12 protein-coding genes and 2 riboswitches are annotated in these 14,251 nt (G+C 39.8%); of the genes, 2 read left to right on the top strand and 10 right to left on the bottom strand.

Annotation, left to right across the window (positions count from 1 at the left end; genetic code table 11):
* Nucleotides 1-39: 39 nt before the first annotated feature.
* The 4 genes from G611_RS0100845 to hflX form a co-directional block, all read right to left on the bottom strand.
* Nucleotides 40-720, bottom strand: a complete 681-nt coding sequence (locus tag G611_RS0100845; protein ID WP_028241991.1) for a GntR family transcriptional regulator — start codon at nt 718-720, stop codon at nt 40-42.
* Nucleotides 721-867: 147 nt separating this feature from the next.
* Nucleotides 868-1,497, bottom strand: coding sequence for an ECF transporter S component (locus G611_RS0100840; protein ID WP_036947653.1), 630 nt, complete (start codon nt 1,495-1,497; stop codon nt 868-870).
* A gap of 113 nt (nt 1,498-1,610) precedes the next feature.
* A riboswitch (FMN riboswitch) is annotated at nt 1,611-1,740 on the bottom strand.
* Nucleotides 1,741-1,822: 82 nt separating this feature from the next.
* Nucleotides 1,823-3,442: a Na/Pi cotransporter family protein gene (locus tag G611_RS0100835; RefSeq protein WP_028241989.1), complete on the bottom strand. Its 1,620-nt coding sequence runs from the start codon at nt 3,440-3,442 to the stop codon at nt 1,823-1,825.
* A 141-nt stretch (nt 3,443-3,583) separates the two neighbouring features.
* The gene (gene hflX / locus G611_RS0100830; protein WP_028241988.1) at nt 3,584-4,816 is read right to left on the bottom strand and encodes a GTPase HflX; all 1,233 of its coding nucleotides are present in this window, start codon (nt 4,814-4,816) and stop codon (nt 3,584-3,586) included.
* 105 nt (nt 4,817-4,921) lie between these two features.
* Nucleotides 4,922-5,020, top strand: a riboswitch (TPP riboswitch).
* Nucleotides 5,021-5,050: 30 nt separating this feature from the next.
* Between hflX and thiT the strand changes: the two genes are divergently transcribed.
* Nucleotides 5,051-5,617 (top strand): energy-coupled thiamine transporter ThiT, encoded by a 567-nt coding sequence (gene thiT / locus G611_RS0100825; protein ID WP_028241987.1) that lies wholly within the window; start codon nt 5,051-5,053, stop codon nt 5,615-5,617.
* 50 nt (nt 5,618-5,667) lie between these two features.
* Here the strand turns inward: thiT and G611_RS0100820 are convergent, their stop codons facing one another.
* Genes G611_RS0100820 through ispE form a run of 3 tightly spaced genes read right to left on the bottom strand, consistent with a single transcriptional unit; the run spans nt 5,668 to nt 7,659 of the window.
* Nucleotides 5,668-6,081 carry a DUF1934 domain-containing protein gene (locus G611_RS0100820; protein WP_028241986.1) on the bottom strand — a complete coding sequence of 138 codons (414 nt, stop codon included), beginning with the start codon at nt 6,079-6,081 and terminating at the stop codon, nt 5,668-5,670.
* A gap of 3 nt (nt 6,082-6,084) precedes the next feature.
* Nucleotides 6,085-6,759, bottom strand: coding sequence for a GntR family transcriptional regulator (locus tag G611_RS0100815; protein ID WP_028241985.1), 675 nt, complete (start codon nt 6,757-6,759; stop codon nt 6,085-6,087).
* Nucleotides 6,760-6,783: 24 nt separating this feature from the next.
* Nucleotides 6,784-7,659, bottom strand: coding sequence for a 4-(cytidine 5'-diphospho)-2-C-methyl-D-erythritol kinase (gene ispE, locus G611_RS0100810; protein WP_028241984.1), 876 nt, complete (start codon nt 7,657-7,659; stop codon nt 6,784-6,786).
* A gap of 208 nt (nt 7,660-7,867) precedes the next feature.
* Between ispE and G611_RS13470 the strand changes: the two genes are divergently transcribed.
* Complete coding sequence (locus tag G611_RS13470; protein WP_196801520.1) at nt 7,868-8,623, top strand: hypothetical protein; 756 nt, start codon at nt 7,868-7,870, stop codon at nt 8,621-8,623.
* Nucleotides 8,624-8,988: 365 nt separating this feature from the next.
* Here G611_RS13470 and G611_RS15040 read toward each other — a convergent pair whose 3' ends face one another.
* The 3 genes from G611_RS15040 to G611_RS0100790 all read right to left on the bottom strand — a co-directional run bounded on the left by G611_RS15040 (nt 8,989) and on the right by G611_RS0100790 (nt 14,215).
* Nucleotides 8,989-9,735, bottom strand: a complete 747-nt coding sequence (locus tag G611_RS15040; RefSeq protein ID WP_051194988.1) for a helix-turn-helix domain-containing protein — start codon at nt 9,733-9,735, stop codon at nt 8,989-8,991.
* Between the two features lie 180 nt (nt 9,736-9,915).
* Nucleotides 9,916-10,914: an alpha/beta hydrolase gene (locus G611_RS0100795; protein ID WP_028241983.1), complete on the bottom strand. Its 999-nt coding sequence runs from the start codon at nt 10,912-10,914 to the stop codon at nt 9,916-9,918.
* 517 nt (nt 10,915-11,431) lie between these two features.
* Nucleotides 11,432-14,215, bottom strand: a complete 2,784-nt coding sequence (locus G611_RS0100790; RefSeq protein ID WP_196801519.1) for an FAD-dependent oxidoreductase — start codon at nt 14,213-14,215, stop codon at nt 11,432-11,434.
* Nucleotides 14,216-14,251: the final 36 nt, after the last annotated feature.

Below are 14,251 nucleotides of genomic sequence, written 5' to 3'. Positions count from 1 at the left end.
TGTTTTACACATAATGGCTATATTGCCTATTAATTATTGCTATTCTTTTGCAAAATATTGCGGATATGTTCTTAAAAGCTCTTCCTGGTCCACTCTATAGCGGTCTAAGTGCTTCTCGACTATCTCCTTGGCCTTATTTTTGTCCTTGTTTTTTATTGCGCTAAGCATGATTCCATGGTCAGCTACAATCTTTGTATCTTTTACCGCAAGCATTGATAGAGTTCGCACTCTATCAAAATGAATCATTACATTTCTTCGCATGTTATGAATCATTTCTTTTTTAGCTGCTACATAAATCATTCTGTGAAACTCATTATCAAGCTCGAAAATCTTTTTAGTATTATTGCTCTTTAAATAAAATTCCTGCAACGCCACATTCTCTTCTAGTAATGCAATGTCATCTTCTGTAGCAAGATCACAGGCTTCCTCTATAACAGCAATATCTAAAACCTTACGAAGGAATACTGCCTCTTCCACATATTTTGAATCAATCAATGACACGTAGCTTCCCCTCTGAGGGTATATCTCTATCAATGCGGCCTTATTCAATTCCTGAATAGACTCTCTAACTGGAGTACGGCTAACCCCAAGGAAGCTGGCTATCTCATTTTCGCTAATCAACTGCCCCGGCTCCAGGTCTATGGATATAATATTCTCCGTGATTGCACGCATTGCATATTCTCTTGCTGTTTCAGAATTATATCTTTCTACCGCTTTCATGTATCATCTCCCGACTTATATTTAGCACATTGCCTATTTAATACATTTAATACAATCTTGTATACAAGTCAAGGGATTTAATTTTCTTCATGAAAAAATCAGGCCATTAATGACCTGATTTTATCTGCTGTTTTTTTTTTCTAATTATTAATTATTGCCTTTAAGAAGTGGTCTAAGTGGCTGGTAAATAAGGATCGTAATAATTGCTGATAGAAGTCCTTTTACAATGGTAAATGGGACATTGAAAAACAATAAGCATTTTGCAATTGAATCAATATTTGCAAATGGTACAAGTGCTTGGTATGCAGCAACAATTACTTCCTTTGGCATAAAATTATAATATACCGGATATACGATAAAGTAATTTGATGGGAAGCTTATAGCACCCATAATAACAGCACCTAATAATGCGCCTATAATAGCATTTTTCTTTGTTTTCTTATGATGATAAATAAGGCCTGCTGGAAGCACGAAGGCTGCGCCTAAAATAAAGTTTGAAAGCTCGCCTACACCGCCTGTTTGTGTCATCAAAAGATGTAACAGATTCTTAATCAAGCAAACAATTACGCCCCATACTGGTCCAAGTGCAAAAGCTGCCATAAGTGCTGGAAGCTCCGATAAATCAAGCTTGATAAATGATGGCATGATTGGCACAGCTGTGTCTAAAAACATAAGCACAAAAGCGATGGCTGATAGCATTGCTGTCACTGTCATCTTTCTTACATTTACCCTTGATTTCATTACTGCTCTCCCGTTTGTCATTTGTGTTGAATCCATTAATTCATCCTCCTAAAAATAAAATTATTATTTGTTAGGAATCTTCATTTGATTGTGCGCAATCAAAAAGCCCTGAGATACACTCAGGGCTGTAAATTCAATAAACATATTGCGCTTATCTTCTTCCATCCAGACTATACTGTCGGTACCAGAATCTCACTGGTTCGGCCCGAAGGCTCGCGGACTATACCGCCGGTCAGGAATTGAAAGCCTACGCTTTCGCACCTTGCCCTGAAGATTTCCTATTTAATTGAGTACAATATACTATAAGCTACATAAAAAAGCAAGCCCTTAATTGTTACGCTAACAATTAAGGGCTTGGATTTTAAGGGTGCTCTTTTAATGCGTATGCAATGTTAATTGCGTGGTCGGCGCATCGTTCTAAGTCTGTTACCATGTCAGAGAAGATAACACCTGCGATTGGCTCGCATTTGTTTTCCATAAGACGCTCAACATGGTGATTGATGAGCTGCTTCTCCTGCTTATCAACCTTCTTTTCAAGCTTTTCTATCTTGCCTAAGTTCTCATAATTCTCTGATGTGAAGATATCGATAGCAAGCTCTACCTCTTCCATGGAATTATCAGCCATATCCTTAAGCTCCTTGGCTGCCTTCTTAGAAAGCTTTGTCTTTTTGTTCTTCATACGGGTAGCGTATTCGATGATGTTTTCTGCATGGTCAGAAATACGCTCCATATCAGTAACTGCAATAGTGATTGCAGATATTCTTCTAAGCATTGCAGGTGTAAGGTTAAGAGTCTGAAGCTTAACCATAGCATCCTGAATAGAATGGTTGAGGATGTTAACTGTTTCCTCACGCTGTTCAACGTCCTCCACCTTTTCTGGTGAATAATCAAAGAAGCAATCAATAGCCTTTTCAAAGTTTTCTGCTGCAATAGCGCCCATTCTGGCTGCTTCAAGCTGTGCCTGGTGAATAGCCATGTTAGGTGGCACATTGTTAACCTGTGTCATAAATACAAGCTGTCTATCCTCAGCAGCACGTGTTTCTTCTGGAAGTTCTGGAATAAACATGTATGTAAGCTTAATGATGTAATCTGTAAATGGGAAGATGATAAGCACTGCAATAAAAGCAAATATTGTATGTGTGTTAGCTATCTGTCTGGCCGGATCAGATGATGTAGACTGAATCCATGTCAGAAGTGGTGTAACATTGATAATAATTACAATAACCATTGCTCTGATAACATTGAACAATAGATTAAGAATAGCTGAACGCTTACCATTTCTGTTAGCTGTAAGTGATGCTAAAAGGTTAGGTGCAACAGAACCAATAGCGGCACCAATTACCAAATAAACTGCAACATTGTAATCCAAGATTCCCTGAGCTACAAATGTCTGGAAGATAACTGTAGATGATGATGAACTCTGTAATAATGCAGTAAATGCAATACCAAATACAAGGGCAACAAATGGATTTGTAAGTCCTGCAAGGAAGTTCTTAAACATTACCGACTGTGCAAGTGGTGCAATGGCTGCCTTCATGATGGTGATACCCTGGAAGAGCATACCAAATCCCATAAAGAATGAACCTAAATGCTTCACTAAATCCTTTTTCATGAAAAGATACATAACAGCGCCAACAAACAATATAGCTGGTGTGAATGTAGCAATATTAAAAGCTGTAATCTGAGCTGTGATAGTAGTACCGATATTGGCACCTAAGATAACTCCTATAGCCTGTGCTAATGTCATCATGCCTGAATTAACAAAACCGATAACCATTACATCTGTAGCTGATGAGCTCTGCACAAGGACTGTCATAAGAAGTCCCACAAAGACTGCCACTGCTTTGTTAGTAGTAGCTTTCTCTAAGATAACCTGTAGATTGTCACCGCAACTATTTTTAAGACCTGTGGACATTATAGACATTCCGAATAAAAACAAGCCTACTCCACCTAGTAGCGATAATACTTCTGCAATTGTCATTATTTTCTCCTTTTATCTACCGTACTTTTCCTTCATGAAAAGTAAAAACCAAATCCTTCTCTTTTTGTCCTTAGATATGATAACACGTTAACCGGTCATTGTCTAAGTATTTTATGTAATAATGGTAAAGATTTGGTAAAATTAAATATATGCCTTAATAAAAATGCCGTCTTCGCGGTATTCTTCTGAAATAAGCTCTCCGTTTTCTCTTATTTTTGCAATACTTCCAGCTTCTGTGTATGGCACCAGCTTTTCGATATATTCCTTGTTGCCACGCATCATAGTAGCAAGGATTTCTCGTACCTTATCTAAGCCTTTTCCTGTTTTGATAGATGTATGAACTGTGTAATCTGCACGCAAATCATGATAATCCAGTTCGTCTGGTACCTTATCCACCTTGTTAAAGATTGTAAGGATAGGTTTTCCACTAACTCCCAGCTTATCTAATGTTTCATACACAATTTCCATCTGTCTATCCATCTGTGGATTGCTGACATCCACAACGTGAATGATATAATCTGCGTATTTAGCCTCTTCAAGGGTACTCTTAAACGCGTCAACCAGATGATGTGGAAGCTTTCTAATAAATCCTACTGTATCTGTAAGAAGAAGCTTTTGGTCGTTGTCTAAAAGCAATTCTCTAGTGGTAGGATCAAGTGTTGCAAACAATGCATCCCACTCTAATATATCTGCATCTGTAAGCTTATTTAGAAGTGAGGATTTGCCAGCGTTTGTGTAGCCTACTATTGCTGCTACTGGCACGCCATTCTTCTGTCTTCTGGAACGTGTAAGCTCACGATGATTTACTACATCATTTAATTCCTTTTTAAGCTGAGATATACGGCCAGCGATAAGACGCTTATCCATCTCCAGCTTCTTCTCACCAGGGCCACGTGTTCCGATGGCTCCGCCGCCACCTGCTGCAGTACCACCTACACGGGACATGTTCTTACCGAAGCCTGTAAGACGGGTCATTTCGTATCTAAGCTGAGCAAGCTCTACCTGAATCTTACCTTCTGCTGTGCCTGCTCTTGCGGCAAAGATATCAAGGATGATAAGTGTTCTATCCATGACCTTTGTGTCAAGGGCATCAGCAAGATTACGCATCTGTGCTGGTGTAAGCTCGTCGTCACATACGATACCTGTGGCTTCCTTTTCCCATATTAAATCTGCTATTTCTTCTACCTTACCAGTGCCTACATAGGTGCCTGGGTTGCGGCGCTCAAGATTCTGCATGACCTCGCCTACAACCTCTGCCCCGGCAGTCTTGCATAATTCTGCAAGCTCCTTAAGGGAATCCTTGGCTTCTGCCTCGTCTCCTTCGTTCACTGATACAAGTATTACTTTTTCTATTATCTTATCTGTGTTTATCATACTGTTAGTGTACCAAATTATTGGGACTCTTTCTATGCTAAGATGTGTTTTTGATTTGAACATTGACGAAAAGATTTTAACGTGGTATTTTTATTGAGAAATAAATAATGACGCTAGGGGCGCGCATATGCTGAGAGGTGTTATCACCGACCCTTATTACTTGAACTGGATAATACCAGCGGAAGGAAGCTTTTTACGATCTCCTAGCATGTATGTATGAAGGGAGATTTTTTCATGATTAATCACATCACAAATTCTAACTCAAAGATCAGCTTTACAGCTAAGAAGATTGCTTTTTGCGCAATGTCTATGGCGCTTGCATTTGTACTTTCAAACATTAAGGTTTTCAAATTCCCAACAGGTGGTTCAATTACATTACTTTCAATGCTTGTTGCCTGCCTTCCAGGATTTTGGTTTGGACCAATCGTAGGAATCATCACTGGTGTTGCTTACGGATTATTAAACCTTATCGTTGACCCATATATTCTTTTCCCTGCACAGGTTATTGTTGATTACATTTTAGCCTTCGGTGCACTTGGTTTATCTGGATTTTTCAAGAACGCAAAGCACGGGCTTATCAAAGGCTACATCGCAGCTGTTTTAGGTCGCTACATATTTGCGGTAATTTCTGGATGGATTTTCTTTGGCGAATGGGCTTGGGAAGGTTGGAATCCATTTGCATACTCACTTGCTTACAATGCAATCTACATCTTCGCAGAAGCTGCTATAACAATCGTTATCTTATGCTTACCACCAGTTAAGCAGCTTATGAACAATCTTAAGGATATGGCTACTAACTAAATATATAATCCCAAAACAGGATGAAAGCATTTGCTTTCATCCTGTTTATTTTACACATATTCAATTTCGATATTCATGGATATTCTGATGGCTTCCCCACCTGTAAGTAAATCATAATCTATAACAAGCTTGATTTTGTTTTCAAAATCTGACACCTGATATTCTCTCGTGAAAATAGAAAGATTCAGATTGCCCATTGGGGTGCTATAGATATATTCCGTTTTCTTACCTGGAAATACATTCATTTTGGAATTCATGGCACCTCTTTGGGTAAGTGACATGCTGCGTCTGTCAAAAGTAAGCAAGCAGCTGATATCGCCCTCTTCGCTTCCTCGTTTGTAGGTAAGATATCTTTTATCCTCTTTTTCAGCTAATTCACCAATGTATTCCTGATTTGTTGTCTCAACATCCTTGCCCATTTTTTGAATGGCCTTAAGACGGATTTTACAATTCTTTTTTTCCATAAATTATTTCTGCTCTCTAATAACCTCGCGCACTGCGTTTATTTGGTTGGTTAAATGGACGTGCATTATTCCTTTTAAAAATTCCTCGTCTCTTCTATCAAAGCCTTCGATGATTTGCTTGTGTTCTGCAATAAGCTGTGAGTAAACAGATGGATTTTTAACGTATTCGTAACGATATCTATACATCTGCTCTCTGGCTGAATTGATTATATTAACAAGCTTAGGATTTTTGGCTGATGCGTAGATCACATCATGGAAGGCTTCGTCAGTCTCCACAATTTTTCTCACATCCTCAGTTCTGGTAGCATCTTCAAAAGCCTTCATAGCTTCTTTTAGTTCTACAAACTGAGCATCTGTCATACGTCTACAAGCGCATACCACAGCAAGAGCGTCAAGAGCGTCTCTTACCTCTAAAACGTCCTGTAAATCCTTTTCTGTCATCTTGGCAACCTGGGCACCCTTGCGTGGGATTGTTACTGCCAATCCCTCATGCTCAAGCATTCTAATAGCTTCTCTAATTGGTGTGCGACTTACCCCCAGTTTTGTCGCAAGATGCATCTCCATAAGTCTTTCGCCTGGCTTAAGTTCCCCCTTAAGAATAGCCTCACGAAGGGTGTTAAAAACCACATCGCGAAGTGGCAAATAATCATCCATTTGTAATGTAAGGTTTTCAGTCATGAATTATATATCTCCTTCTCTTCATTAAATCTTATTATTGAAAATAGTAGTAAGGTATAGCTGTTTTACCATGCCAGAAGCTGTAAGGGCTTCCTTTGCAGCCTTTGCCTTCCTATTATCGTCAAAAAATCCAAATACTGTTGGGCCACTGCCACTCATCATTGAACCGACAGCACCATTATCCATCATGCACTTTTTGATATCTGCAATGACTGGGTGCAATGGGATAGTAACTTCCTCTAACACATTCCCCATATGTGAGCAAAGAGACTGTAAGTCCTCTGCTTTGATATCATCTATAAGTCCATCTATGTCAGGGTGAGTAACATTGTCAAAGCATGCGTCAAGCGAATCATATACCTGCTTAGTAGATACAGAAATACCTGGCTTTGCTATAAGCACTGAACATTTTATCATTGGAGGAAGTGGTGATAGTACTTCGCCAATACCCTCTGCAAGTGCTGTGCCACGCATGATGCAATAAGGCACATCAGCGCCTATCTTAACTCCTCTTTCCATTAAAGCTGTTTTGCTTAATTTGAGATTAAAGATTTTGTTAACGCCAAATAAAACAGCTGCTGCATCTGTGGAACCACCAGCCATACCAGCAGCTACTGGAATGTGCTTTTCCAAATCGATGTGCACGCCTTCCTTGATGCCAAATTCTTCTATCAAAAGCTTAGCAGCCTTTATGCATAAATTATCATCATTTACTGGTAAAAACTTAAGATTTGTAGACATAGTAATGCTACCATCAGTAGTTCTTGTAATGGTAACCTTATCAAAAAGATTGACTGTCTGCATAATCATTCTTACTTCATGATATCCGTCTTCTCTAATGCCTGTAACATCAAGTCCTATATTAATCTTGGCTAACGCCTTAAGTGAAATGCTATCCATATCTATACTCCAAATTTTGTACACTCGTGTACATTGTATTCAATCCTTATAAATTTTAACAAAGAACACACATATTGGCAAGGATTTTGTATTAAAATAAATACAATCTAATCGTTAATTTTTATCATTAAGCTACCGATATTAGAGATAGGAAAAGGATTTCCATATGGTTTTGTTGTTTTAAACCACATAACAAGGAGGTTATACTATGGAATTAAGTACACTCTCTAGCGTTTCTTCTAATATAGCAGGAACCTACACCAAGACTACTAATGCTGATGGTTCGGTTACTGAGTCATTAGAATTTAACGCTTCTAAAGAAGAAATCAAGGCTTCAAAGTTTTCTGATGAGGCAGCTGTTTACGAAAAATCATCAGATGACAAGGCTCTCACCACTGACAATTACAAAAAGGGCGACCGCACTGCTTTAATCCAGCAGTTAAAGGCTGACCAGGAGAAGATGTTAAACAATCTTCTTGATATTGTTATGAAGACAATCAATGGGCAGGGAAGTACATTCGCTATTGCTACTCAGGATGACATGTGGAAATTCTTAGCTGAGGGCAAATTCGATGCAGACCCTGAAACTATTGAAAAAGCAAAGGAAGACATTTCTGAAGATGGATATTGGGGTGTTAACAAAACATCTGATAGAATTGTAGATTTTGCAATTGCTCTTTCTGGTGGTGACACATCAAAGGCTGATATGCTGTTAGACGCCTTCAAGAAAGGCTACGAGCAGGCCACAGGCACCTGGGGCAAGGATTTGCCTGACATTTCTAAGAAGACCTACGACGCTGTAGAAGATAAATTTAGTCAGTGGAAGAACGGCACCTACAAGCCTGAGAACAACAGCTCTGCAGGCACTAATGCGGGCGCAGGATTCAGTATCCCAGCTGGAACTAATCTAACCTACATGGAAAACATCTCCACTGTAAGTTCATCCACAAGAATTGAGACCTAAAAAACCTGATAATTATTTAGCGGCTAGCCAGATTATCCTGACTAGCCGCTTTATTACTATCTAGCACATTTTTTATTTCTGAGATAGTAGGCATTTTTCATTGTATTACTATCTATGTTCTATTTTTGCTCTCAGATAGTAGTACTTGTCTTTTTCTCTACTACCTATCCTCTATTTTTTCTTTCAGGTAGTAGTTCATATCTTTTTCTCTACTACCTATCCTCTATTTTTTCTCTCAGGTAGTAGTACATGTATTTTTCTCTACTATCTATTTCAAATTTTTTTCTCTCAGGTAGTAATACATATTTTTTCCACTACTACCTATCCTCTATTTTTGCTCTCAGGTAGTAATACATAATATAAAACTAGTGCATTTTATGTAATCTGCCTTGGATTGGCATGAGTATAATTGAAATAAGCAGGCCATAGAACAGTGACAGTACTGCAACGGCAAGATTAGGTCCGAGAACATCGTAAGCTTCACGGAATACTATAGCAAATACTGTAACAAATCCCATTATGCTAGAAAGAATGCCTCCAAAGATTGCTGCCCTTCTGGCATACTTAATTGCATATTCACACTGCTCCACCTCTGACATCAAGTCTTCCTTATGCTTGCTAAAAATAAGCTTAAAGGCCGATATAAAGCTATGCATCTGTCCACCAGCCCCTAATAATATAAATTGAAATGCTATAACAATAATAAAGGATGGTGTATCCAAATAATAGACCAGGCTGCTTCCACTGACAAACGCAATAAACAGCAAGCCTACTATCAAAAATACAACACCTAGCAATAGCCCAATTATTACTGATTTTCTTTCATTTCTGTTCTTTTGTGCATCTCTTACTAAATCAACCATAAGCTTCTCCGCCTTTCCACTATAGGTATCTGCGTCCAGGCGCTCACCAGATAACAGTTCATTTATATTAATATCAAGGGCCTTGCATAATTCAGGCATGATGCTAGTGTCCGGCAATCCTTTGCCTGTTTCCCATCTGGATACGGCCTTATCGCTAACTCCTACAAGCTCTGCCAGCTGCTTTTGCGTTAAGCCCTGTTCCTTCCTGACATTAGATATAAACGAACCGATTTTGATTAAATCTAACATAGTGACCTCCTGTCGCTACAATTGTTACACCTTTAGGGTACAAGATGCAGGATGATATAGAAACCTATGTGTCGTAGAGTTGCGATTATGTGATACTAGAGTTAAATTCTAGGAAAGATAGAATTGGAGAAAACCCTCATCCGTCACCTGCGGTGACACCTTCTCCCAGAGGGAGAAGGCTTAGTTTGCTTCCCAAAATTCTACGGCGCGCTCTAGCCAGCCTTCAGCTTTGGTGTGGAGGCCGAGGCCGATGCCGTGTGGGACGCCGAAGTACTTTTCGTATACATGCTTTACACCGTGCTCAGTAAGGGCTGCGTCAAATACATCTGCATGGCGGCTGGCTGGGACTAATACATCCCAAGAGCCAGAATACATAAATGTAGGTGGGTAATCATCACCGATGTATTTTTGAACATCTAACATCTGACGACCTTTTCTGATGTGGCGTAAGCCGAACATATAAAAGCTTCCTCTGTTGCTAAGCCATATTCCAAGTAAACCAATCCAAATATTCCAATATGGATGATGTAGCCAATCGTTAACACATGTCCAAGGATAGCCCAGGATGACAGCTGCTGGCTTTGGAAGCTGGTAATCTAAATAACCAAATTTATGGCTTGAGAATATTCCGGCAAGGTTTCCTCCTGCGGAAAATCCCATAAGAGCATAGCCATCCATAACAACGTCAAACTTCTCTAAATTATCTTTTATCAGAACAAGCGCTGTACCTAAATCTATCATAGGTGAATAAGGCTCACAGTCTCTTCCTGCGCTATATTCTAATACAAATGCATTGATTCCCATTTTGTTAAGAGTTGCTGCAACAGGGTATCCCTCCTGCTTGGTGCAAAGATGCGCGTAGCCGCCACCTGGTAGAATCATAATAAATCGCTTGCTCTTTGGATTATCTGCTGGGAAATACATAAGCTTAACATCTCGCTTGTGTTTATCCGCTGCCATTTCTTCCATGGAATAAACAGGCATTTGTATGAATCGCCCTGTATATTGAAGATATTTAACTCTGGTCCTTCCTGTCTTCACATTATTTGATTTATGCTCAATGTAGTACATTCTTGCTATTGAATATACCGTAAATACGAATGTAAGAATTAGGTATGCGATAATCAGAGTTCTTACTGTCTCGCCAAATCCGTTTGCAAATAAATAAATGTTTCGCATATGTCCCTCCTATGCCTATATGATAGCATAAATTGTCCTTATTTTTGATGTTAAGTTTTATATATATATTTATCAAATTCACTTATATATAAACCAGCTGTTAATTAAGTGAATTTCAGATTTGAATATTTTCACTTAAAAATGCAAAATCCACTTAAGTGAAAAAGAATCATATCAAAATAAACTTAACTTTATAATTCCAATCTTTGAATTTGTTAAGTCTCTAATGAATTATCCAAAATAAACTTATAATCTCTCCATGATAAGTTAAGTGAATTTTTTAATCTCTTTAATAAACTTAAGTTTGCCTAAAAGTATTTAACCTATTTTAAGTTTATTTCTATTTTTTTTATATTCACTTAACTCATATTCCAATTTTTAAGTGAAATGCAGATTCTTAGTTTATAAACTTAACAAAATAACCATCTTATTCAAATGAACTAAGCAACCGACTAAAATCGTCAAAAAAAACAACCCGTAGGTAACAACGGGTTGTTTCTCAAATTACATTTTTAAATTATCTATGCTTGAAAGCAACTTTGATGCGCTGCTTTAAGCCGTTTGGAAGAACGTACTTAAGCTTGTCCTCAGATGGAGTCATCTTAGAGCACTCTGGGCGCTCACGGTAAAGCTTAATTGCGTCGAATTCGCACTTAGTTGTACATACACCACAACCGATACACTTATTCTCGTCAACAACTGAAGCACCGCACTTGAGACATCTAGCTGTCTCAACCTTAATCTGCTCTTCTGTAAGCTCTACTGTCTTATCTCGGAATGTAAGCTCTCCGTCCACTGTAGTCTTAGATACGCCTGGAATCTGACGTGGGCTGTGATCGTAATCACCAATCTTAAGGTTTTCCTTATCAAGCTCAATGAAGTCACGACGGTTACGTCCGATTGTAAGTGAGCTGTGTGGCTGTACGAAACGGTGGATAGAGATAGCACCCTCACGACCTGCTGCGATAGCATCGATAGCAAAACGTGGACCTGTGTACATATCACCACCAACGAAGATGTCTGGCTCGTCTGTCTGGTATGTAAGAGCGTCAGCCTTAGGGCCTCTCTCGATAACAACCTTAGAACCCTTGAAGAGGTCTCCGTATACGCTACGCTGTCCTACTGAGAAGATAACGTGCTTACACTCTACTGTGATTGTGTCGTTCTCATCGTACTGTGGGTTGAAACGTCCTGTCTCATCCTTTACACGTGTACACTTCTTAAGAACGATTCCCTTAACAGCTCCTGCCTCATCAACAAGAACTTCCTTAGGACCCCAACCGCAGTTAAGCTCAACGCCTTCAGCCTCTACGATTTCGATTTCCTCTGGTGAAGCTGGCATGATGTCTCTGCTCTCAAGACAGAACATAGAAACCTTTTCATTACCAACACGTCTTGCAGAACGAGCAACGTCGATAGCAACGTTACCACCACCGATAACAACAAGGTCACCCTTGATATCGTATGCTTCGTTCTCTGAGCACTCGTGAAGGAAATCAACAGCTGTTGCTGTACCGATAGCCTTATCACCTGGTACGTTTGGAAGGTTACCACCCTGGCAACCGATAGCTACGTAGAATGCCTTGTAGCCCTGGCTACGTAATTCATCAAGAGTGATGTCCTTACCAACCTCAACGCCACACTTAATCTCAACACCAAGTTCCTTGATGATTTCGATTTCAGCGTCGATAACGTTGTTCTCAAGTACGAATGAAGGAATACCATAACGAAGCATTCCACCTGGATGATTGCTCTTTTCGAAGATTGTAGGCTTGTAACCCTTAAGTGCTAAGTAGTAAGCACATGAAAGACCTGCAGGACCTGCACCAACGATAGCAACCTTCTCTGTAAATTCACCCTTCTGTGAAGGAACAATCTTCTTAGGGATGTAACGTGTCTCAGCCTTGAGATCCATCTCTGCTAAGAAACGCTTAACTTCATCAATTGCGATAGCCTCATCAACTGTACCTCTTGTACAAGCAGCCTCACAACGTCTGTTACATACACGACCGCAGATAGCTGGAAGTGGATTATCCTGCTTAATAAGAGCAAGAGCTTCCTTGTAACGCCCCTGAGCTGCCATACGAAGGTAACCCTGGATAGCGATGTGTGCTGGACAAGCTGTCTTACATGGAGCTGTACCTGTGTCATAGCAGTTGATTCTGTTAGTGTCACGGTAGTTATCATTCCACTCGTCTGTAGACCACTTGCGCTCTGTAGGAAGTACCTGCTTAGGATATGTAACCTGCTTTCCATCAGCTGTGCAAAGCTTCTGACCAAGCTTAACAGCACCTGCTGGACAGTTCTCAACACACTTACCACAAGCGACACAGTCCTCAGCTGTAACGTGAGCTACATATGCTGAACGTGACATGTTAGGTGTATTGAATAACTGTGATGTTCTGAGCGCATAACATACATTTACATTACAGTTACAGATAGCGAAGATTTTGTTCTCGCCATCGATATTTGTAATCTGGTGAACGAAGCCGTTGTCCTCAGCCTGCTTGAAGATATCAAGAGCCTCTTCCTTAGTGATGTAAACACCACCCTTGTTTGTCTCAACAACGTAGTCTGCCATATCACCAACTGCGATACACCATCCTTCTGGATCGTCAGCGCAGCCTTCGTCATATGTCTTTCTAGAAAGACGGCAAGAACATGGTGACTTAGCATACTTTCCTTCGTACTTATCGAGCCAGTAAGAAATCTTCTCAAGTCCGATTGCTTCCTGCTCCATAGAAATAGCATCCTCTACAGGGATAACATGCATACCGATACCAGCACCTCCTGGTGGTACCATGTGTGTAAGTCCCTCAAGTGGAAGACGGCTCATTCTCTCGAAGAAACGTCCCATTTCAGGATGCTCTGCAAGGAAATCCTGGTTCATGTTAGAGAACTCTGCAGAACCTGGTACGAACATTGGAAGTACCCACTGCTTCTCGTGAGCATCGTTCTCATAGTTCCACTCTAAAAGACCTGTCCAGCTAGCCTTCTCAAGACGCTCTGTTAATGTCTTCTCATCAAGACCTGTGATTTCAAGAAGCTGCTTGAATGTCTTTGGCTTTCTGATGCCACCCATAGAAAGTGCAAGCTCTGCAATTTCCTTTGTTGGTGCAAGATTAGCAACTGCCCAGTATTCTGGATCATACTTTGTAATCTTCTGAAGACCAAGCTTAATCTTAGCACGGTCTGTAATAAGTTTTCCAAGTTCAAGAATCTCAGGACGGATATCCTCATCCTTTAACTCGTTTACCCAATCAGGGTAGAAATCGCCCAAATTATCTGGTCCAATTCCCATAATTTCTTTCCTCCTTTTACAACCCTTAATTATTAA

The organism is Pseudobutyrivibrio ruminis AD2017 (assembly GCF_000424305.1).
Lineage (GTDB): Bacteria > Bacillota > Clostridia > Lachnospirales > Lachnospiraceae > Pseudobutyrivibrio > Pseudobutyrivibrio ruminis_B.
The sequence above is the reverse complement of the archived record's forward strand: the minus strand, read 5'-3'. Positions and strand labels throughout refer to the sequence as shown.